21 protein-coding genes are annotated in these 21,613 nt (G+C 44.8%); 9 read left to right on the forward strand and 12 right to left on the reverse strand.

Going from position 1 to position 21,613, the window contains the following annotated elements; genetic code table 11:
• The first annotated feature begins 10 nt into the window (after positions 1-10).
• Positions 11-760: an FNR family transcription factor gene (locus tag IX91_RS07415; RefSeq protein WP_004414051.1), complete on the forward strand. Its 750-nt coding sequence runs from the start codon at positions 11-13 to the stop codon at positions 758-760.
• Positions 761-903: 143 nt separating this feature from the next.
• The gene (gene uspE / locus IX91_RS07420) at positions 904-1,851 is read left to right on the forward strand and encodes a universal stress protein UspE (RefSeq protein WP_004745925.1); all 948 of its coding nucleotides are present in this window, start codon (positions 904-906) and stop codon (positions 1,849-1,851) included.
• Positions 1,852-1,920: 69 nt separating this feature from the next.
• Here the strand turns inward: uspE and ttcA are convergent, their stop codons facing one another.
• Positions 1,921-2,814: a tRNA 2-thiocytidine(32) synthetase TtcA gene (ttcA, locus tag IX91_RS07425; protein ID WP_004745928.1), complete on the reverse strand. Its 894-nt coding sequence runs from the start codon at positions 2,812-2,814 to the stop codon at positions 1,921-1,923.
• A gap of 342 nt (positions 2,815-3,156) precedes the next feature.
• Between ttcA and IX91_RS07430 the strand changes: the two genes are divergently transcribed.
• Positions 3,157-4,557 carry an MATE family efflux transporter gene (locus IX91_RS07430; RefSeq protein ID WP_004745931.1) on the forward strand — a complete coding sequence of 467 codons (1,401 nt, stop codon included), beginning with the start codon at positions 3,157-3,159 and terminating at the stop codon, positions 4,555-4,557.
• A gap of 37 nt (positions 4,558-4,594) precedes the next feature.
• On the opposite strand, the gene IX91_RS07435 is transcribed toward IX91_RS07430, so the two are convergent.
• From IX91_RS07435 to IX91_RS07445, 3 genes are read right to left on the reverse strand one after another with little or no spacing between them, the layout of a single operon-like run.
• Positions 4,595-5,251 (reverse strand): DUF2987 domain-containing protein, encoded by a 657-nt coding sequence (locus IX91_RS07435; protein ID WP_004745933.1) that lies wholly within the window; start codon positions 5,249-5,251, stop codon positions 4,595-4,597.
• A gap of 28 nt (positions 5,252-5,279) precedes the next feature.
• Positions 5,280-6,125 carry a glucosaminidase domain-containing protein gene (locus IX91_RS07440; protein ID WP_004745936.1) on the reverse strand — a complete coding sequence of 282 codons (846 nt, stop codon included), beginning with the start codon at positions 6,123-6,125 and terminating at the stop codon, positions 5,280-5,282.
• Positions 6,118-6,921 (reverse strand): DUF2189 domain-containing protein, encoded by an 804-nt coding sequence (locus IX91_RS07445; RefSeq protein WP_004745937.1) that lies wholly within the window; start codon positions 6,919-6,921, stop codon positions 6,118-6,120. Before IX91_RS07445 ends, IX91_RS07440 begins: the two co-directional genes overlap by 8 nt.
• 371 nt (positions 6,922-7,292) lie before the next feature.
• Between IX91_RS07445 and potA the strand changes: the two genes are divergently transcribed.
• From potA to IX91_RS07475, 6 genes are all read left to right on the forward strand, one after another.
• Positions 7,293-8,426, forward strand: coding sequence for a spermidine/putrescine ABC transporter ATP-binding protein PotA (gene potA, locus IX91_RS07450; protein ID WP_004745939.1), 1,134 nt, complete (start codon positions 7,293-7,295; stop codon positions 8,424-8,426).
• Positions 8,407-9,267: a spermidine/putrescine ABC transporter permease PotB gene (gene potB / locus IX91_RS07455; protein ID WP_004745940.1), complete on the forward strand. Its 861-nt coding sequence runs from the start codon at positions 8,407-8,409 to the stop codon at positions 9,265-9,267. Before potA ends, potB begins: the two co-directional genes overlap by 20 nt.
• Positions 9,267-10,037 carry a spermidine/putrescine ABC transporter permease PotC gene (gene potC, locus IX91_RS07460; RefSeq protein ID WP_004745941.1) on the forward strand — a complete coding sequence of 257 codons (771 nt, stop codon included), beginning with the start codon at positions 9,267-9,269 and terminating at the stop codon, positions 10,035-10,037. Before potB ends, potC begins: the two co-directional genes overlap by 1 nt.
• Before the next feature lie 119 nt (positions 10,038-10,156).
• Positions 10,157-11,191, forward strand: a complete 1,035-nt coding sequence (locus tag IX91_RS07465) for an extracellular solute-binding protein (RefSeq protein WP_004745943.1) — start codon at positions 10,157-10,159, stop codon at positions 11,189-11,191.
• A gap of 186 nt (positions 11,192-11,377) precedes the next feature.
• Entirely contained in the window at positions 11,378-12,415 is a 1,038-nt protein-coding gene (locus IX91_RS07470; protein ID WP_004745944.1) for an extracellular solute-binding protein, read from the forward strand.
• Positions 12,416-12,510: 95 nt separating this feature from the next.
• The gene (locus IX91_RS07475) at positions 12,511-13,293 is read left to right on the forward strand and encodes a GGDEF domain-containing protein (protein ID WP_004745945.1); all 783 of its coding nucleotides are present in this window, start codon (positions 12,511-12,513) and stop codon (positions 13,291-13,293) included.
• A 15-nt stretch (positions 13,294-13,308) separates the two neighbouring features.
• On the opposite strand, the gene cobB is transcribed toward IX91_RS07475, so the two are convergent.
• The 8 genes from cobB to IX91_RS07515 form a co-directional block, all read right to left on the reverse strand.
• Positions 13,309-14,046, reverse strand: coding sequence for a Sir2 family NAD+-dependent deacetylase (cobB, locus tag IX91_RS07480; RefSeq protein ID WP_004745946.1), 738 nt, complete (start codon positions 14,044-14,046; stop codon positions 13,309-13,311).
• A gap of 169 nt (positions 14,047-14,215) precedes the next feature.
• A complete protein-coding gene (locus IX91_RS07485) occupies positions 14,216-15,436 on the reverse strand; it encodes an ammonium transporter (protein ID WP_004745948.1) in 1,221 nt (406 codons plus the stop codon).
• Positions 15,437-15,751: 315 nt separating this feature from the next.
• Positions 15,752-16,168: a hypothetical protein gene (locus tag IX91_RS07490; protein ID WP_004745951.1), complete on the reverse strand. Its 417-nt coding sequence runs from the start codon at positions 16,166-16,168 to the stop codon at positions 15,752-15,754.
• A complete protein-coding gene (locus IX91_RS07495; protein ID WP_004745953.1) occupies positions 16,152-17,219 on the reverse strand; it encodes a formate dehydrogenase subunit gamma in 1,068 nt (355 codons plus the stop codon). Before IX91_RS07495 ends, IX91_RS07490 begins: the two co-directional genes overlap by 17 nt.
• A 14-nt stretch (positions 17,220-17,233) precedes the next feature.
• A complete protein-coding gene (fdh3B, locus tag IX91_RS07500) occupies positions 17,234-17,842 on the reverse strand; it encodes a formate dehydrogenase FDH3 subunit beta (protein WP_004745954.1) in 609 nt (202 codons plus the stop codon).
• Positions 17,843-17,853: 11 nt separating this feature from the next.
• Positions 17,854-20,709, reverse strand: a complete 2,856-nt coding sequence (locus tag IX91_RS07505; protein WP_004745956.1) for a formate dehydrogenase subunit alpha — start codon at positions 20,707-20,709, stop codon at positions 17,854-17,856.
• Positions 20,710-20,719: 10 nt separating this feature from the next.
• Positions 20,720-20,917: a twin-arginine translocation signal domain-containing protein gene (locus tag IX91_RS07510; RefSeq protein WP_004745957.1), complete on the reverse strand. Its 198-nt coding sequence runs from the start codon at positions 20,915-20,917 to the stop codon at positions 20,720-20,722.
• A gap of 48 nt (positions 20,918-20,965) precedes the next feature.
• A complete protein-coding gene (locus IX91_RS07515) occupies positions 20,966-21,601 on the reverse strand; it encodes a TorD/DmsD family molecular chaperone (protein WP_004745958.1) in 636 nt (211 codons plus the stop codon).
• Between the last annotated feature and the right edge of the window lie 12 nt (positions 21,602-21,613).

A 21,613-nucleotide genomic window follows, 5' to 3' on the forward strand; every position in this document is an offset into this window, starting at 1 on the left:
AAAGGTTGTTATGATTTCTGAAAAGCCTGCAACAAAGCGTATTCAATCCGGTGGCTGTGCAATTCACTGCCAAGATTGTAGTATCAGCCAGCTTTGTATTCCGTTTACGCTAAATGAATCTGAACTCGATCAGCTTGATCAAATCATCGAGCGTAAGAAGCCAATCCAGAAAGGACAGGAATTGTTCAAAGCAGGAGATGAACTAAAGTCTCTTTACGCGATTCGTTCAGGAACAATCAAGAGCTACACAATCACTGAGCAAGGTGATGAGCAGATTACTGCTTTCCACTTAGCGGGTGACTTGGTAGGTTTTGACGCAATTACTGGCGACCTTCACCCTAGCTTCGCTCAAGCGCTAGAAACGTCGATGGTATGTGAAATTCCATACGAAATTCTAGACGACCTATCAGGCAAAATGCCTAAGCTTCGTCAGCAGATCATGCGTTTGATGAGCAACGAAATCAAAGGTGACCAAGAAATGATCTTGCTGCTTTCTAAGAAGAATGCAGAAGAGCGCTTGGCGGCTTTCCTATACAACCTTTCAACTCGTTTTTCGCAACGTGGCTTTAGCCCGCGTGAATTCCGTCTAACCATGACTCGTGGTGACATTGGTAACTACCTTGGTTTAACGGTAGAAACGATCTCACGTCTACTTGGTCGATTCCAGAAATCAGAGATCCTAAGTGTTAAGGGTAAATACATTACTATTCTTGACCACGATGCGCTGATGGAACTGGCAGGCGTATCAACAGAATCGTAATAATTTTCAATGATGTAGCTCGCAATTCACTTCGAAATAGAGCTACATCATACTTCTCTCAAATTCCGCAAAGTATTTCTAAAACTCTCCTCCCATCTAAGCTACATTAATCATATACCCCTCCTCGTCTCTAAGGAGTCAATATGAGTATTTACAATAAGATTTTAGTCGTTGCCGACATTAACAAAGACGAACAGCCTGCGCTTGCGCGAGCGATGCAGTTAGCCGCAAAAAGCCGGTCGCCTAGTCGAGTGACTTTCTTCCTCTCTATCTATGACTTCTCTTACGATATGACGTCTATGCTGTCGATTGATGAGCGCGATGCGATGCGCCGTGGCGTGATTCAACAGCGTGAACAGTGGATGCGCAAGATCGCCAAAGATTACATCAATGATGAGATTGAGTTTGATGTTCGTGTTGTATGGCACAACCGCCCTTATGAAGCGATCATCGCAGAAGTGTTTGCCGGTGAGCATGACATCGTGATTAAAGGAACGCGTAAGCATGACGTACTTGAGTCTGTCATCTTTACTCCAACCGATTGGCACTTGCTCCGTAAATGCCCTTGCCCTGTGTTATTGGTTAAGAACACAGAATGGCCAGCGGATGCGAGTGTTCTTGCCTCTGTGCATGTCGGATCAGAAAACGAAACCCACTTAGGCTTGAATGATGCCATGGTTGATCAACTAAATAGTTTAACCGAACGTTTAGGCGCTAAGCCTTATCTAGTTAACGCCTACCCTGTTACTCCTGCGAACATTACGATTGAGCTTCCTGAATTTGATCCTGCTACTTACACAGATGCAGTTCGTGGTCACCACCTTACGGCCATGAAGGCGCTACGTCAGAAACATGGCTATGATGAAGACCAAACGGTAGTAGAACAAGGCCTACCAGAAGATGTGATTCCAGATGCTGCTGAAAAGCTAAACGCAGCAATGGTCATTATCGGTACTACGGGTCGTACTGGGTTATCGGCTGTGTTTATTGGTAACACCGCAGAACATGTGATTGATAAGATTAATTGCGATGTGATGGCGCTGAAACCGCAAGGCTATATTAGCCCACTTGATCCCAAGACTGCCATTTAAATCAGTAAGATAAAGAAAAGGGAAGATAGCTGACTATCTTCCCTTTTTTAATGTGAGTGAAATGTCGTTTTAGATGTTTGTAACGTCGATAAACATAGATTCGTCGATGTTGGTTGAGGAGACAGTCGCCTCACTAAACTCGTATTCTTCACGGCTGCCTTCACGGTCTAATGGAAGGTTGACGAAATCAAACAGCTCTTTATCTGCAAGCTGGCTTGGGCTTACATTCTGAATTGATTTAAAGATGGCCTCTACACGGCCTGGCGTTTTTTTATCCCAATCAATTAGCATTGCTTTAATCGATTGACGCTGCAGGTTTTCCTGAGAGCCACAAAGGTTACATGGGATAATAGGGAAATCTTTGTGTTCCGCGTATTTGATCAGATCCTTTTCACGACAGTAAGTTAAAGGACGGATTACCACATTGCGACCATCATCTGAACGTAGCTTAGGTGGCATCGCCTTTAATCGTGAACCGTGGAACATGTTGAGGAACATGGTTTCTACGATGTCATCCATGTGGTGACCAAGTGCAAGCTTGGTTGCGCCGATTTTTTCTGCAAATGAGTACAAAGTACCGCGACGTAGACGAGAGCAAAGACCACAAGTTGTTTTGCCTTCAGGAACCTTTTCTTTTACCACTGAGTACGTATCTTTATCTACGATGTAGTAAGGAATGTTCAGCGTTTCGAAGTAGTCTGGCAAGATGTGCTCTGGGAATCCCGGTTGCTTCTGGTCTAAGTTAACCGCGACGACTTCAAAACTGATCGGTGCTGCTTTCTGTAGGTTGAGCAGAATATCAAGCATCGCAAATGAATCTTTACCGCCACTGATACATGCCATTACAACATCGCCTTCTTCGATCATGTTGTATTCTGTAATAGCATTTCCAACATTTCTTCTCAGACGCTTTTGAAGTTTGTTGAATTCTAAGGTTTCTTTACGTGTATCTTTTTGATTCATTGCGGGCTCTCACATTGCCGAACAAGTCGACAGTAGCACTTCCTAAGTGGTTTTATTTGGGGCGTGGATTATACGAGCTTTTTCACAAGGATTAAATGCTTCATTGATTCTCAAAGATGAATTATTGGCTTCGACTGACTTAGCGCAATTTGGTATCAGAAAAATTAAGCGATTCATTGTGATACAAGTTGTTCAACCGCAAACGTTTATCTTGCTGCGTTTTTTGAGTTGAATCACAATACAAAAGCCCGTATATTTCCGAATGTCTAACAGGCACACCCTACAATGCACGTCGCCATCCTGCCTCCATTGGTGTATTGATATTGGTGTTTATCTACTTTCATGCAAAACACATCTTTTTCTGTTTCTGGCCTTTTTAAGGAATCGGGTGCGCTGTTGCATCTCTCGATCCCTATTATTTTTATGCAGCTTGCCACTCAAGCAATGGGCTTTGTTGACACTACCATGGCTGGCCAAGTCAGTGCTGCTGATCTTGCGGCGATCGCGCTTGGGACAAGTTTGTGGTTACCTGTATCGTTGCTTCTCCGAGGCATCATTATGGCGCTTACCCCAGTTGTTGCCTTCCATCGCGGAGCTCAACAGCTCGATAAAGTTCGGGTCGCATTCATTCAAATGCTTTGGCTAGCCGCGTTTGTGAGCGCTTGTTTGATGGTATATCTGATGCTTGGCGAAAACATACTTGTTGCGCTTGGCGTGGCACAAGAGATTATTCCAATTGCGAGCGATTATGTCGTTGCCTTGGCATTTGGTGTTCCAGGCATCGCGCTGTTTTACACCTTGAACGGTTTTTGTGAAGGGATGAACAATACACGTGCGCCTATGCTTATTTCTGTCTTAGGATTGCTTATAAACATCCCAGTCAACTACATCCTTATCTACGGAAAGTTTGGCTTCCCTGCTCTAGGAGCCGTTGGTTGTGGTTGGGCGACCAGCCTTGTTTATTGGCTGATGTCCGCTTTACTTTATAGCTACATAAAACATCACCATCACTATAAGCGTATTCTTCATTTTGGGCAGCTAAAGCCAGTTAGGAGTGAGATCAGTCACCTGTTTAAGCTAGGATTCCCCATCGGACTGAATATTGCGGTATGCGGTAGTATCTTTGCGGTGATCGCCTTACTTATTGGACGAATTGGTGCAGAAAATGTGGCAGCGGCTCAGATAGCACTAAACATTTCGAGCATGACCTACATGATTCCAATGAGTCTTTCGTTTGGCATCACAATACGTGTCGGACATGCGCTCGGCGAACAAAAAGACCAACTAGCTGCGATGCGAAGCTATGTCGGCGTTGTGACCGCAGCATTGCTGTCATTAATGTCCGTCGCATTCTTCCTTCTGTTTCCAGAGTGGATCATCCGCTTATACACAACGGATCCTATTGTTTCAGCGACAGCCGCAACTTTACTGGTGTTTACGGCGATGTATCAGCTTAGCGATGCACTACAAACCTCAGCTAACGGTGCACTTCGAGGGTATAAAGACACCAAAGTGCCGATGATGCTTGCGATTTTAGCCTACTGGGGATTGGCACTACCACTGGGTATGGTGTTAGGTTTAACTGACTACCTAGTTCCTGCTATGGGTGAGAAAGGCTTTTGGATTGGAATTGTCACTGGGCTTTCAACTGCAGCTTTGGCCATGCTGATACGACTCTTTGTCGTGATCAGACGCAATCAACAAAGCGTATCAAGCGAAAAGTTAAATCAAGCTATCGTGTAGATGAACAAAGGGTCGCAAGTTGCGACCCTTTTAGCTTTTATGCCTTTGGCAGATACGGAAGTACTCGTGAAGTTTCCTGTGGAAGGGTCATAGTGCCACCCTCACCTATTTCATCGAGCGCGACCTGAACCTTGCCATCGACAATTCGTTTTGTTGTACCGTTAGAGAACTGAATTTGCGAGTTCAGTTTGTTCGGGAACTCTAGCGTGACGCCTACGACATCCGGTGTAAACCAACTCGCAAACATCCCACCAAGCTGCTCTAAGATCGCCTGCATTTGAGGCAAAAGCACTTTCACTTGATCGTAGCTTATCTCTCCTGAGAACGGTTCTTTGGTCATCACAACCATTGAGAAGTCGCAACGCATATCCATTGGGGTATGAACAAAGACAAGCGGATTGGCAGATTTTAGGTTGTTGTCGAGCGGGACAATCACCTCATTATATGGAGAGATAGTCAGCTCTTCGTAATGCTCTTCTTTTTCCATCCATGCTTTTTCAATATCACACAGTTGTTTTGTGTCCGCGTTAAGGAAAAAGAATCCCACTTTTACATCATCATGTCCTTCTTTGGCATTCTGTTTCATGTGCGAAAACAGCTTGGAGTAAGTAAACATGTATTCTTGCGCTTGAACAGGCAAAACTGCCGCGCTAGATAGGGCTGCGGCTAAAATCGCTAACGATACTTTTTTCATTACTTTCTTTTCTTATTGATTTAGCATTCTATTGATTGGCTAAGGGTAATTCCCAGAACTGCTGATTGTGCCTGATCATGCTTTGCAAATCGTTGACGTATGCCTCACCTCGTTCAGAGTATTTAAGCAATCCATTGGTTAATGCCATTGCCGCATCCGTATCGGTCAAGCTTTGGTCATTGAGATGACGTTGGTAACGAATTTCACGTAGCGTTTTGTAGGCATTGTTTCGATTTACATTCATGAAGTAGCCATGAATAGATTGCTGAACAGAGCTAAACTTCGCGACTTCGTGAGTCATGCCTTCTCCGCGTTGCAGGGGCACTAAGCCACATCCGGAGCTGTAACACCACTGGCCAAAGTAATTGTTGGCCTGCGTTGCAAAGCGAGATGTCCCCCAAGCGGATTCATTGGCACCTTGAACAAGCACCAAGGCTTCAGGAATCACATCCACGCGATGGAGCATGTTGTTTAGCCAATATTGAGAAACGCCTTCAGCAGGCAGTTCAACCTTATAAAGTTTACCTAAGCGCTTAGCATAACTAGTATCAGAGGCAGTGATAGAGCCTGATTGGAAATTATCTCTGATGGAATCTAAGCGTTTGCGTTCAGAAACAATTCGCTGATTCTCTAAAGCGATGCCCGGTCTTAGATAGTCAAAAAACGCTTGTTTCTTCTGCTTAACATCTTTAATCGCCGAAAAGTCCGGAGCGGCTCCGATAGACTTGCCAATAAACTCCGGTGCTTGTTGCTCAGCGACTTGCGCTTGTTTACGGCGCTCACGCTCTTCGGCTTGGTTTTGCTCATAGCCATAAAAACTACAGCCGGCGATAACGCCAGCTGCAGCAATAGCAATGAATTCACTTTTACGCATTGAACACTTGTGAATCGTTGTCATTGTCGTCTTCATCTTTTGGTCTATCAGAAGCAATAATTTTTAACTTAATGCCAAACATATTGCGGTATACGATTCCCTTCACGTGGAAGAAGAAAGGCAGGACGAAAATCAGCCCTAAGCCGTAAAACATCATACCAACAACAAACATGACTGAGACAACAGAATATATTCCAGCTAGAACGAAGATCTTCTTATTGACTGCGCGAAGCGATAAAAGCAGAGATTGCATCGGTGGCACTTGCTTTTCACAAATCAGAAGAATGGAATTGGTAAATGCCAGTGACAAATATAGAGACAGTAGAGGGAAAATCATGCCTGCTATACCTTGTAGCAGCAAGCTAAACAAGGTGGCTAGAATGACTGGCACTGTGTACTGCAGGCCTTTACCAATATGACGAGGTTTGGTCATCAGACCGGCGGCATGGCTCATCGCCATCAAAGAAATCCCTGCATAAATTGGTGCGCTAATTACTTCGTAGCTAAAGTTTGCCACCATAATCGCGTTGAAGATGCTTGGATCAAAGGCGTCTGGATTGGTAACGGCATCGATAATGATCCCCGGGTTACCTAATTGCAATTTCAGCGCGATGTAGAAAATGGCCAATTGCAGTACAATCAGCACCACTATCGCTGGAGAAAAAGAAAGGAAGTGCTTTACGGTGTGTTGCCAAGCCTCCTTAAAGACCTCGCCGGCTTTAAGTTCGTAGTCGCCCGAAAGTGCGCGCTCTACGCTGCCACCTAAGTTGAAGTCTTTTTCAATGTCATTATTCATTCTTGAATCCAGTGCCTGATTTGACAATAACCAAGCTAACTTGTTGATAAAAAATTGGCTTCATTATACGTCAACCAAACTCAGTCTAAAATCGGATCTCGCCTTGCTGCTTGCTTTATCGACTGTTTGGTTGATAATTAACCACTAAACGCATCGTATCAGTATAGATATCTGACTCAGAAATAAAGGAAATTCTCCTCTGAATGCGCGGTTTATTTAGCATACAGAGAGTATGGTAAGGAATGTTTACTTTTACCTGCAAAAATTTTTGTGTTTCAGAATAAGAAAATGCTTTGAATTCACAATTTTGGTGATTATGATGCGCGCCTCGAATTTGTGTAACGACGGGTCATTTCAAATCGGTGACCAAGGTGGGAGAAAAACAGACGTTGAACGCTAAACAAGATGCAGGAAAACCAGTAGTTAAACTGACTGGAATTAGCAAAAGTTTCGATGGTAAGGAGATCATCGCAAATCTTAACCTTGATGTTAATCATGGTGAGTTTCTAACGATTTTGGGTCCTTCTGGTTGTGGTAAAACAACCGTGTTGAGGATGATTGCCGGTTTTGAAACCGCAGATAAAGGCGAAATTATCCTTGCCGACCAAAACGTAACTCAAGTTCCTGCTGAACAAAGGCATGTAAACACTGTATTCCAGAGTTACGCACTCTTCCCTCATATGACGGTTTTTGAAAACGTGGCTTTTGGTCTACGCATGCAAAAAGTGCCATCTGACGATATTGAGCCTCGCGTAATGGAAGCATTACGTATGGTGCGTCTTGAAAAAATGGCCCAGCGTAAACCACACCAATTATCTGGTGGTCAACAGCAACGTATTGCTATTGCACGTGCAGTAGTCAACAAACCAAAAGTGTTGCTACTTGATGAGTCGTTGTCTGCGCTGGATTACAAACTGCGTAAACAGATGCAGATCGAACTGAAGCAATTACAGCGTCAGCTAGGTATTACCTTTATTTTTGTTACTCACGATCAGGAAGAAGCCCTTTCGATGTCAGACCGCATCATTGTTATGCGTGACGGCGTGGTTGAGCAAGACGGCTCTCCGCGTGAGATTTACGAAGAGCCGAAAAACCTATTTGTTGCGCGCTTTATTGGTGAAATCAACGTGTTCAACGCCACCATGATTGAACGTATCGATGAGAAACGTATTCGTGCAGAGATTGAAGGTGTTGAGTCGGTGGTTTACTACGATAAACCAGCCGCTAGCGGTGACAAACTGCAAGTACTACTTCGCCCAGAAGACTTACGTATCGAAGAGATTAAAGAGTCTGAGCAGAAAGGCATTGTCGGTCACGTTACTGAGCGCACATACAAAGGCATGACTTTGGATTCGGTGATTGAACTTGAATCGGGTATGCGAGTGATGGTTAGCGAATTCTTCAACGAAGACGATCCTGATGTCGACCACTCTCTAGGTCAAAAAGTGGCGATCACTTGGGTTGAAAGTTGGGAGGTCGTACTCAATGAAAGCCAAGAAGTTTAGTCTTCAGAACGCGATCATCGCGTTAATCGTAGGTTGGCTAACGCTTTTTGTATTGGTACCCAATCTGATGATTATTGGGACCAGTTTCCTAACTCGTGATGAAGCAAACTTAATCGAGATGACCTTCACGTTGGATAACTATATCCGCTTGATGGATCCTCTCTACGCCAAAGTATTGTGGCATTCATTCTACATGGCGATTATTGCGACCTTGCTATGTTTGGTGATTGGCTACCCATTTGCCTATATCGTGGCGAAAATGCCAGAGAAGTGGCGTCCGGTAATGTTGTTTTTGGTGATTGTGCCATTTTGGACTAACTCACTGATCCGCACTTACGGTTTGAAGATTGTCTTGGGGACACAAGGGGTCCTTAACAAGTCTTTGATGGCAATGGAAATTATCGATAAGCCAATTCGTCTTATGTATACAGAGTCGGCAGTAATGATTGGTTTGGTTTACATTCTACTGCCATTTATGATTTTGCCGCTCTACTCTGCGATCGAGAAGTTAGATCACACTTATTTAGAAGCGGCAAAAGATTTAGGGGCGAACAAGTTTCAGACGTTCACCAAGGTTATTCTACCGCTCACGATGCCAGGTATTATTGGTGGTTGTTTGTTAGTGCTACTCCCTGCCCTCGGCATGTTCTATATCTCTGACCTACTTGGCGGGGCGAAGAACTTGCTGATTGGTAATGTAATTAAGAGCCAAGTGCTGAATGCCCGAGATTGGCCGTTCGGCGCCGCGACCAGTATTGCTCTAACGATCGCGATGGCGATTATGCTATATGCCTACTATCGTGCAGGTAAGTTATTGAATAAGAAAGTGGACCTAGACTGATGGGACGTACAGTTAGATTTAGCTTTATGACCTTGGTATATGCGTTTTTGTATCTCCCAATCGTTGTGTTGATCGTTAACTCATTTAATGCCAATAAATTTGGAATGAAATGGGGTGGCTTTACCACTAAGTGGTACGAAACCTTAGTTAACAACGACAGCCTAATGCAGGCTGCTTGGCATTCGCTGAATGTCGCGGTGTTTTCCGCAACAGCAGCAACGATTATCGGTAGCTTAACCGCGGTTGCCCTATTCCGTTATTCGTTTAAAGGAAAAGGTGCAGTGAATGGCATGCTGTTCGTGGTGATGATGTCACCGGATATTGTAATGGCGATTTCATTGCTAGCGTTGTTCTTAGTGCTTGGCGCTCAACTGGGCTTCTTTACGCTATTAATCGCGCATATCACCTTCTGTTTGCCGTTTGTCGTAGTGACGGTATACAGCCGCTTGAATGGCTTTGACGTGAAGATGCTAGAAGCAGCTAAAGACTTAGGTGCAAGCGAATGGGTTATTCTAAAACAGATTATTCTACCGCTGGCTAAACCTGCAGTCGCTGCGGGCTGGCTATTGAGCTTTACCTTGTCTCTGGACGACGTGATTATCAGTTCATTCGTCACAGGGCCGACCTATGAGATTTTGCCATTGAAAATCTACTCGATGGTGAAAGTGGGAATTTCACCTGAGGTGAATGCCCTTGCAACAGTCATGTTGATTGTCTCTTTGATCTTGGTGGTTGCCTCTCAGCTACTTGCCAGAGAAAAAGTAAAATAAGACTTAGCATGTAATTCACTAAACAGAATGGCTATCAGTCATTCTGTTTTTCTATCTACTGCTGATTAGCGCAGACCCCCTTAGCGCGAAAGGCAACGTTTGGTTTGGAGCTAACGTAAATGAAAAAATGGGCTACTCTCTTAGCTGGTAGTGCATGTGCGCTTTCCCTGTTGTCTGGTTCAGTGGCAGCGGACGAAAACAAAGAACTCGTCTTTATGAACTGGGGACCTTACATCAACAGTAATATCCTAGAACAGTTCACCAAAGAAACAGGTATTAAGGTTATCTACTCAACTTATGAGTCTAATGAAACCTTATACGCGAAGCTAAAAACGCATAACCAAGGTTATGACTTAGTGGTTCCTTCAACTTACTTCGTCGCTAAGATGCGCGACGAAGGCATGTTGCAGAAGATCGACAAGACTAAGTTAAATAACTTCTCAAACCTAGATACCAATTATCTGGATAAGCCATACGATCCAAACAACGACTACTCTATCCCGCATGTTGTTGCGATTACTGGTCTAGCGGTCAATGCCGATATGTACGATCCTAATGACTTTACAAGCTGGGCTGACTTATGGAACCCAGAGCTTGAAGGTCAGTTGATGCTGATGGATGACACGCGAGAAGTGTTCCACATTGCGCTGCGCAAACTGGGTTATTCAGGTAACTCAACCGATCCTAAACAGATTGACGAAGCTTACGCAGAACTACAAAAGCTGATGCCAAACGTTCTAGTGTTTAACTCAGATAACCCAGGCGCACCATACATGTCAGGTGAAGTGGGCGTCGGTATGTTGTGGAATGGCTCTGCGGCCGCGGCGCAAAACGAAGGCATGAACCTTAAATTAGTATTCCCCAAAGAAGGCGGCATTGGTTGGGTTGATAACTTTGCCATTTCTTCCGGTGCGAAAAACGTAGCAGCGGCGCATAAGATGATCGACTTCTTACTCCGCCCTGAAATCGCAGAGCAAATTTCTCGTGACACCGGCTATCTAACCGCGGTTACAGAGTCAAACGCGAAGTTTAAAGATGTTGCTCCACTATTCCCTTCTCAAGAAGATTTGGATCGCGTTGAATGGCAGGACTCGGTCGGTGATTTAACCGTAAAGTATGAAGAGTACTTCTTAAAACTCAAAGCGGGACAATAATCCTTCATCTAGGTAAATGACCAAAGTAAAAATAGGTAGCAGTAGCTGCCTATTTTTGTTTTGGCTGATATACTTACCCGTTGCTAGGTTTGTCGCTACGACAAGCAAGTTTAATAATCATGTTTTTTCAGAGTACTCAGTTCGGAGTGACTGTGTGCTGATAAACACAGATAAAACGGAAAACCAATGAAAAGTAAATTCTACGCAAGCGCACTATGTGCTGCGACGCTATTCGCTGCGCCGGCAATGGCCGCTGATCAAGAGCTTTATTTCTACAACTGGTCTGAATACATTCCAAATGAAGTTCTTGAAGACTTTACAAAAGAAACTGGAATCAAAGTTATCTACTCAACTTACGAGTCTAACGAAAGCATGTACGCCAAGCTTAAGACTCAAGGTTCTGGTTACGATCTAGTAGTACCGTCTACTTACTTTGTCTCTAAGATGCGTAAAGAAGGTATGTTGCAGCAAATCGATAAAACGAAACTTACGCACTTTGCTGACTTGGATACCAACTTCCTAAACAAACCTTTTGATCCAAACAACAACTACTCTATCCCTTACATTTGGGGTGCGACAGGCATCGGTATCAACTCCGACATGCTAGATAAATCATCGGTGACTAAGTGGGATGATTTCTGGGATAGCAAGTGGGAAGGTCAACTAATGCTGATGGATGACTCACGTGAAGTTTTCCATATTGCACTGACCAAACTAGGTTACTCGCCAAATACGACTAACCCAGATGAAATCAAAGCCGCTTATGAAGAGCTAAAAAAACTGATGCCTAACGTATTAGTATTTAACTCTGATTTCCCTGCGAACCCATATCTAGCGGGTGAAGTATCATTAGGTATGCTTTGGAATGGTTCTGCTTACATGGCTCGTCAAGAAGGTGCATCGATCGATATCGTATGGCCAGAAAAAGGCGCTATCTTCTGGATGGACAGCCTAGCGATTCCAGCAGAAGCGAAAAACGTCGAAGCAGCACATAAGATGATCGATTTCCTACTTCGCCCAGAAAACGCAGCTAAGATTGCACTAGAGATTGGTTACCCAACTCCAGTTGCAACAGCTCACAAGCTACTACCTGAAGAATTTGCGAATGATCCAAGCATTTTCCCTCCTCAAGAAGTGATGGATAGCGGTACATGGCAAGATGAAGTGGGTGAAGCAAGTGTGCTTTATGACGAGTACTTCCAAAAGCTAAAAGTTGATAACTAACAACTTTAGATATCAGTTATATACTTAAAGAGCGGCAAGAAGCCGCTCTTTTTTGTATTTGAGGGACACCTCTTAACGCTAGCTAAGGATGAGCTATGAAAAGAAGGTATAAAGTCATACTGATAATATTATGCCTACTGTTTGCGACGTCTACTCTCATAGCGTTTTTAACTCATAGCGACTATATCGACTCTCGCAATGACGTTTGGTTTGAAAGCAATACCCTCTTTGTTCTGATCTTCATCTTTGTTATTTCTAGGAACACTATCCTCGACAATGGCTACATCAAATACGGCTTCTTGTTACTCATCTTTAATCAAGCATACGACGTCTTAACCGAAGTCAGCTATCTAGATGCAATCTCAGATGAATACGATCTGGTTGATACTATGATTGAAGATGGCAGCCTTCAAATCGCCTACCTCTTAATTGCATTTGGCTTTACTAAACTGATCAAGCAAATCAACAATGATGCTTGTATAGATGAACTAACCGGCCTCTATAATCGAAAAAAATTGTCTGATATCAGAATGCAGACGTTTGATCTTATCTATTTAGATCTAGATGGCTTAAAGGCAGTTAATGATAATAAAGGCCATGCTGTTGGAGACTTAATGATTATCCGCTTTGCACAGGCAATCAATCAGATCATTGATCGGCATGAACAAGCATTTCGAATTGGTGGTGACGAATTTGTTGTTGTCGTTAAGCCAACTGAAGGACGAAAGTTTGTCGATAAACTCAAACGAGAGTTAGAAGGTGAAAGTATTCGTTTCAGCTATGGCATTGAGGCGACATCAAAAAATGAGCTGAGTGAAGCATTAGAAAAAACGGATCAAGCAATGTATGAAATGAAAAACTCCCGACGAAAACGTTGAGAGTTTTACTACTCACTAAGCATGTTTTACGTCTGGTTGCTGTAGGCTTAAAATCTCTTCTACTAACTTAGGGACTTCAATACTCGCCTTGCCGTAACGCTTCTCTTCAAACTCACTTTCAACGGCACTCGGCTCAAGATTAATTTCTATCGTGTGTGCACCATGCATTTTTGCGTCATGGACAAAGCCTGCCGCAGGATAGACTACCCCAGATGTACCGATTGAAATGAACAAGTCTGCTGCCTCTAATGAGGCATAAATATCACCCATTCTTAGTGGCATTTCTCCAAACCAAACCACATGAGGTCGCATCTGCGAAGGGATCTGACAACAATGACAAAGATCGCCTGTTTTGATTTCGCCCTTTTCCTCAACAACTTGATTAGACTCACTACAGCGCGACTTCAGCAACTCACCATGCATATGAATGACATTGCTACTTCCTCCACGCTCATGGAGGTTATCGATGTTTTGCGTGATAATGGTGACCGTTCCTTCAAGCTGCGCTTCAAGCTTTCCTAAGGCAATATGAGCAGCATTCGGTTCGATTGATGGATCTTGCAGCCCCAAACGACGCTGGTTATAAAAGTCTTGAACCAAATCGGGATTACGTTCGAAACCCTCTGGAGTGGCAACATCCTCGATTCGATGGTTTTCCCACAAACCGTCTTGAGCACGGAAAGTTTGGATGCCTGACTCAGCAGAGATTCCAGCTCCAGTTAAAATAACGACATTACGATACGGGAAATTCATACTACTTCCTTGTTACTGTTCTTGAGATTAGCTTAGCATTGACTTTCCCTCTTCCCTAGCGCTGCAAGTTAGACCATGGTCGAAATATGCAATGTTTTACCTAGTTTTTGTGAGGTTAAACAAAAAGGCAGCCTAACTTGGCTGCCTTATCTATTGAGTGAACGAAAGATTAGTCTTCGTTTGTGGCTGAAATCTTATGAATGGCTAAGTCTGCTCCGTTAAACTCATCTTCCTCTGACAAGCGTAAACCAGATAATTTATCAATAGCTCCGTAGACTATTAGCGCACCAATCACTGCGATGGCAATACCTGAAATAGTACCGAGTAGCTGAACGGTAAAGCTCACGCCTCCTAACCCGCCTAGCGCGCTTTGACCGAAGATTCCTGCTGCGATACCGCCCCACGCTCCACAAACGCCGTGCAGAGGCCATACGCCAAGTACGTCATCAATCTTGGTTTTGTTTTGAAGATAGGTAAATAGATAAACAAACAACGCACCCGCAACGCCGCCAGTAATGAGCGAGCCGATGGGATGCATTAGGTCAGAACCGGCACAAATCGCCACAAGTCCCGCTAAAGGACCGTTATGAATAAAGCCCGGGTCGTTTTTACCCGCGATAAGCGCTGCAACAATACCGCCAACCATCGCCATCAATGAGTTCATGGCAACTAGCCCGCTGATACCATTCAATGTTTGCGCTGACATCACATTAAAGCCAAACCATCCGACACAGAGAATCCATGCGCCCAAAGCTAAGAATGGGATGTTTGAAGGCGCGAAGTTGGTGTGTTTCCCTGCTCTAATACGCCCTTTACGCATACCTAGGAAGATAACGGCAACTAATGCTATCCAACCGCCAACGCCATGTACCACGACTGAACCTGCGAAGTCATGGAATCCATAGCCAAATTGCGCTTCAAACCATGCTTGCAAGCCAAAGTTACCATTCCAGATCATGCCTTCAAAGACGGGATAAACTAATCCGACCGTAAAGAATGTGGCGACTAATATAGGATAAAAACGTGCACGCTCAGCGATACCACCTGAAACAATGGCAGGAATAGCAGCAGCAAATGTTAGTAGGAAGAAGAACTTAACTAATTCGTACCCGTTACCCTGTGACAAAACTTGAGCGTCTGCGAAAAAGTTAGCACCATACGCGACCCAATAGCCAATAAAGAAGTAAGCAAGTGCTGAAATACCAAAGTCAGCAAGGATTTTGACTAACGCATTCACTTGGTTTTTGTGCCTCACCGTACCAACTTCCAAAAAGGCAAAGCCAGCGTGCATTAAGAACACCATGATGGCGCCAAGAAGAAGAAAAAGTGTGTCCGAACTTTGAGTCAGGGTTTGAACGGCTCCATGAACCTGACTTGCTGTTACGCTCATTCGTATAAGTCTCCATTTTTGTTGTCGCGCACTTTTCCTGTGCGTCATATAACGTTGCTCACCACATTGGTGATATTGCTTGAAGCACTGATACGGCAAGTTATATGCCAGTAAGTTATGATTCTATAAATTAGAGCTAAGCTTATGAATGATAGATATTTTATCTAGTAGCTAGAAATCAGACAAAGGAATCGGACGCACACCTTTGGTGAAGCAATGCACGGTTATGGGGATAAGTGCACCAGATTGAGGCGGGTTATTGTGGTGCAAAAAAAAGCCCTGAATGTTCAGGGCTTATCTAGATTAAGTTTAAATTTAAAGGTTTGGACCTTTAGAGAAGCTAAATGGTTGGTTCTCTTTAAGCTTATTCATACCTTGGAACATACGAACAAACCAGAACGCAATGGCAATCAAACCGAATAACATGCCTACGTAAGGGATATAGTAAGCGATGTCATCAATCAGATGGCTCTTATACCAGTAGTCATTCACACCAATAAGAACACCATTCGACGTCGCGACTGTAATAATCAGTACAACGAAGTAAGTTAGGTTGAGGAAAAAGGTTCTAATCAACCCATAATAATGAGAGTCAATGATCTCCCCATCCTCTCCCTTATCTAAACGGTAACCCGCATAAATGATGGCTATCACACCTGAAATTAAGCAGGTGAACGGTGTAAAGCAGCTTAGGATGTACGCAACCCAAATACCCTTATGAGGTTTGTTCATTTGTCTGCGCTCCTTTTACTTGGTTACCAGAGTTGTTGTCCGCAGTACTTACTCCCTGCTCTTGACGCTCTTTTTCCATCATTTCTTGATACCAAAGATCGTGGTGCTCTTTCGCCCAAGTTTCGTCAACCTCACCCGTTACCATGCCTTCTAGTGCGCCTTCCATACCGAACAGACCGATATAAATATGGAACACGAAACCACAGATCAGAATGAGTGCCGCTAACATATGGACGAGGTTAGACAGCTCCATATCACGGCGAGTCTGACCAAAGATCGGGAAATCTAACACCAGACCACTAAGCGCAACCACAGAGCCCACGACAATAAGCAACCAAAATAGTGCTTTTTCACCTGCGTTTGAAAACTCTGCCGAAGGATGTGAACCTTTGTGTTTGCCAACCATACCACCAAGCTTCATAAACCAAGCAATATCGACTTTCTTAAAGATTGATTTACGCCACCACTTAATCAGAACACACAGCAGTAACACGTAGAAGATAGGTCCAATGTAGTTATGGTATTGCTTCGCCAACATGATGATGAAACCCCATAGCTCTGACGGAATGTACGGCTTAAGGAAATGTTTACCGTAAACCAACATCAGCCCGCTAAACGCGAGTGTTAAGAAGGTAAACGCCATACTCCAGTGCAAGGCGCGATCCAGTCGAGACCAGCGTTTGATCTTCTTACCTGTTCTTGGCGCACTCAACATGAGAGGACCAATCACAATGTACATTAAGGTAACGAATGCGATACTACCGAAAATCGCCACAGCTCCCGCAGGTGACATCCATTTCTCTTTCAAAATGTACCAAGTTTGACCTGGGGTACTAATTAGCATTCCATGCTCAGGGAACTGAGACGTCGTGTAGCCCTCTTCGCCTTGACGAACTTGACGCCAGAAATCGGCTCCTGCCAATTGGGTCATTTCACGTTGTGCAACTTCAGACTCTTTTTGCTCAGCATGCGCAGGCAGCGATAAAGCAAAGAGTAATGCTGCCATCATTGACAGCATTACAAGAGATGCACGTTTAAACATTGAAAACATGAATCTCTCCAGTCTTAGCTTTTCGTTGCGTCGTAAGACAGATCGTTACCGTCTGTCCAACCAGCGCCTTTAGCACCACGCTCTACAACACGTTGACGGAAGATGTCAGATACCTTCTCAGCATCACCTGCCAAAAGAGCTTTGGTTGAACATAGTGAAGCACACATTGGCAGCTTACCTTCAGCAATACGGTTCGCACCGTACTTCTGACGCTCTTCAACAGAGCCCGCTTCTGTTTCAGGACCACCTGCACAGAAGGTACACTTGTCCATTTTTCCGCGCTCGCCAAACGCTTCCTGTTTAGGGAACTGAGGAGCTCCAAACGGACAAGCAAACAAGCAGTAGCCACAACCGATACAAAGATCTTTGTTGTGTAGCACGATGCCATCTTCTGTGTGCTCGAAACAGTCTGCCGGACAAACCGCCATACAAGGCGCATCGGTACAGTGCATACAAGCAACAGAAATCGAGTTCTCACCCGGTTCACCATCGTTCAAAGTAACGACGCGGCGACGTTGGATACCCCACTCTAACGCGTCATCATTTTCGTTCTTACATGCAGTGACACAGCCGTTACATTCGATACAGCGCTTGGTGTCACAAAGGAATTTCATTCTAGCCATTTGTTGACTCCTTAAGCTTTGCGAATGTTACATAGGGTGACTTTGGTTTCCTGCATTTGCGTGACAGGGTCATAACCGTAAGTCGTGGCGATGTTGGCAGATTCACCAATAACGTATGGGTCAGTGCCTTCTGGGTATTTGCCGCGAAGATCTTCACCTTGGAACTTGCCGCCGAAGTGGAATGGGATAAATGCCATACCCGGTTTAACGCGTCGCGTGACCATCGCTTTGACATGGATGCGGCCTTTCTCTGCACCTTCAACCCAAACCATTTCACCATCTTTGAAGCCAAGGTCATTGGCATCTTTCGGGTTCACTTCAACAAACATTTCTTGTTGAAGCTCAGCTAGCCATGGGTTCGAACGCGTCTCTTCACCACCACCTTCGTACTCAACCAGACGACCCGAGGTTAAGATGATTGGGTACTCACCCGATACATCTTTATCTTGAATCGACTTGTACATGGTTGGTAGACGGTAGATAGACTCGCTGTCGTCCCATGTTGGGTAATCCGCAACAAGATCACGACGTGGTGTGTAGAGCGGTTCACGGTGAAGTGGTACGCGGTCAGGGAAGGTCCAAACCACAGCACGCGCTTTCGCGTTACCGAAAGGAATACAGCCATGCTTGATTGCAACACGCTGAATACCGCCAGATAGGTCTGTCTTCCAGTTTTTACCTTCCGCTGCTGCTTTCTCTTCAGCGGTAAGGTCATCCCACCAACCGAGAGACTTCAATAACTTGTCGCTGAATTCTGGGTAGCCATCTTCGATTTCACAACCTTTTGAGTAGCTATCTTCGGCAAGGATATTAGTGCCTTCGAATTCAACGCCAAAGCGTGCGCGGAAGTTGCCGCCGCCTTGAGCCACTGGCTTAGACGTATCGTAAAGAATATGCGTACCAGGGTGCTTCATTTCTGGTGTACCCCAACATGGCCAAGGTAGACCGTAGGTTTCACCATGAGCAACACCACCTTCGGCTTCTAGTGACGTTTTGTGGAATGTGTGCCAGTTTTGTTGGTGCGCTTTTAGACGCTCTGGGCTTTGACCTGTGTAACCGATTGTCCACATACCGCGGTTAAATTCACGGGTAATGTCTTCGATTACAGGTTGGTTGTTTTCCACCTTCACATTCTTAAACAGCTGATCTGCAAAACCTAGCTTCTTGGTCAGCAAGTACATGATTTCGTGGTCAGGTTTTGATTCAAACAGAGGATCAACCACCTTGTCGCGCCACTGAATAGAACGGTTAGACGCCGTTACACTGCCGTACGTTTCGAACTGGGTCGTTGCAGGTAGAAGATAAACGCCATCGGTACGATCGTTCATTACCGCTGCAACTGTTGGGTATGGGTCAACGATGACCATCATATCCAGCTTCTGCATCGCCTTCTTCATTTCAACGCCACGAGTTTGCGAGTTTACCGCGTGGCCCCAATAGAACATGGCGCGGATATTGTCATTTTGCTCGATGTTGTCTTTGTTTTCTAATACACCATCGATCCAACGTGACACAGGAATACCCATGTTATTCATCGGTTTCTTGCCGCGATACTCATTTTGATCGAATCGATCTTGAACCCATTTGTGTTCTAGATTCCAAACCTTCGACCAGTGCTTCCAAGCTCCATCAGAAAGGCCGTAGTAACCAGGAAGTGTATGAGATAGAACACCAAGGTCTGTTGCACCCTGCACGTTGTCGTGGCCGCGGAAGATGTTCGCACCACCACCCGATTTACCCATGTTGCCAAGCGCAAGCTCTAGCACACAGTAAGCACGCGTGTTGTTGTTACCTGTGGTGTGCTGAGTACCACCCATACACCAAACCACACACCCTGGGCGGTTTTCTGAAAGTAGTTTAGCTGTCTTGTAAACATCCGCTTCAGACACGCCAGTAACGCGTTCAACTTCCGCCGGGCCCCACTTGGCGACTTCTTCACGAATTTCATCCATACCAAATACGCGTTGACGGATGAACTCTTTGTCTTCCCATTTGTTAGCAAAAACGTGCCACAAAATACCCCAAATGAAAGCAACGTCTGAACCAGGACGAAGAGAGACATAGTGATCCGATTTTGCAGCAGTGCGCGTGCGACGCGGGTCAGCAACAACGATCTTACAGTTGTTTTTCTCTTTAGCGATCAGGATGTGCTGCATTGCAACTGGGTGAGCTTCTGCCGGGTTTGAACCAATGAATAGCATCGACTTACAGTTATGCATGTCATTGAACGAGTTAGTCATCGCGCCGTAACCCCAAGTGTTTGCTACACCTGCTACGGTTGTTGAGTGACAGATACGCGCTTGGTGATCGACGTTATTGGTGCCCCAAAGTGACGCCATTTTACGGAACATGTACGCTTGTTCGTTGCTGTGCTTCGCACTACCTAGCCAGTAGACAGAGTCAGGACCAGATTCTTTGCGAATATCGAGAACCTTGTTACCGATCTCTTCAATCGCTTGATCCCAAGAAAGCTTCTTCCACTTACCGCCTTCAAGTTTCATCGGGTACTTTAAGCGACGTTCACCATGTCCGTGCTCACGTAATGCTGCGCCTTTCGCACAGTGTCCACCAGCGTTAAATGGGTGGTCAAATGCAGGCTCTTGGCCGGTCCATACGCCGTTTTGGACTTCAGCGTAAATACCACAACCAACAGAACAGTGAGAACAGATGGTACGTTTGATCTCTGTTTTTGCATTAGGATCAACAGCTTTGGCTTCAGCTTTTTTAATCATGCCGGGTGCAAACAAACTCGCACCTACGACAGCGCCACCAGCAGCAAGCGAGCTGTTTTTCATGAAGGCACGTCTCGATACACCTAGCTGACTCTGTTCTTTGCTCACGTTATCGGAGCGTTTGACTAATTTCATTGGTTAGCTCCTATAGCGTTTCGTAGTAGTCACGAATATGTTGAGTTTCGTGATAGCCCGTTTTCTTTTCGTCTTGCTTCACTTCTACAGATTCTGCAGCGCTAGCCACTTTGGTAGTGCCAGCGACTACGGCTCCAGCGACTGCTGCGGTCGTTAAGCCTTTGAGAAGATCCCTACGGCTTTGATTTAACTCTTTATTATCTTTCATTATTGCTTCCTTACCCTTTTTAGTAGGTATTGCTATCGACGTGAGACGTTATTGCTGAGGCTGCTCATACTCAGTCACGTTTTTCACATCAATTTTTAATTTGGTTTTGCTGTTTTGTAGATTGGCACTGAAACGGACCTGCTCTAAAGTCATAAAAGCGTTCGTCAGTTCGGCTACAGCCAAGTAAAAGCTCGCGCTCTTTGCCTCTTTCACTTGCTTAACTAGAGAGTTGAACCATGTACCTAAATGTTTGTTGAAGAACACTTGCTGTAGCTCTTCCTCTTCTTCGGCAAGGACCGACATCACTTCACAGAGTGCCGAAAAGTGATCTTCTGGCTCTTTTACTTGCTCTTCTCGCTCTAAGCCAAGAAGTCCAAGATCATGACGAATAGACGCAAGCGGCTTTTCCATTAGCGATCCTGTTAGATGCCAAGACGCAAAAGGCACGACTTCACCACGACCAATGCCAATAAATAGCTCTTGGTATTCATCTTCTAACTGCTCTTGGCTGCTTTCGATTGCTGCTGATTTCACTTTGTGCCAAGCCAGCTGCATGGCACTTTCTGCTAGCTCTGTCTCTAGTTGGGACAGGAAAGCGATCAGTTCAGTTGATGGCTGCTGACGGTATAGCGTTGACAGCAGTAGGTAGATATCTGCACGAATTGTTTGTTGTTGATTATCCATCGTACTTACACC

The organism is Vibrio tubiashii ATCC 19109 (assembly GCF_000772105.1).
Lineage (GTDB): Bacteria > Pseudomonadota > Gammaproteobacteria > Enterobacterales > Vibrionaceae > Vibrio > Vibrio tubiashii.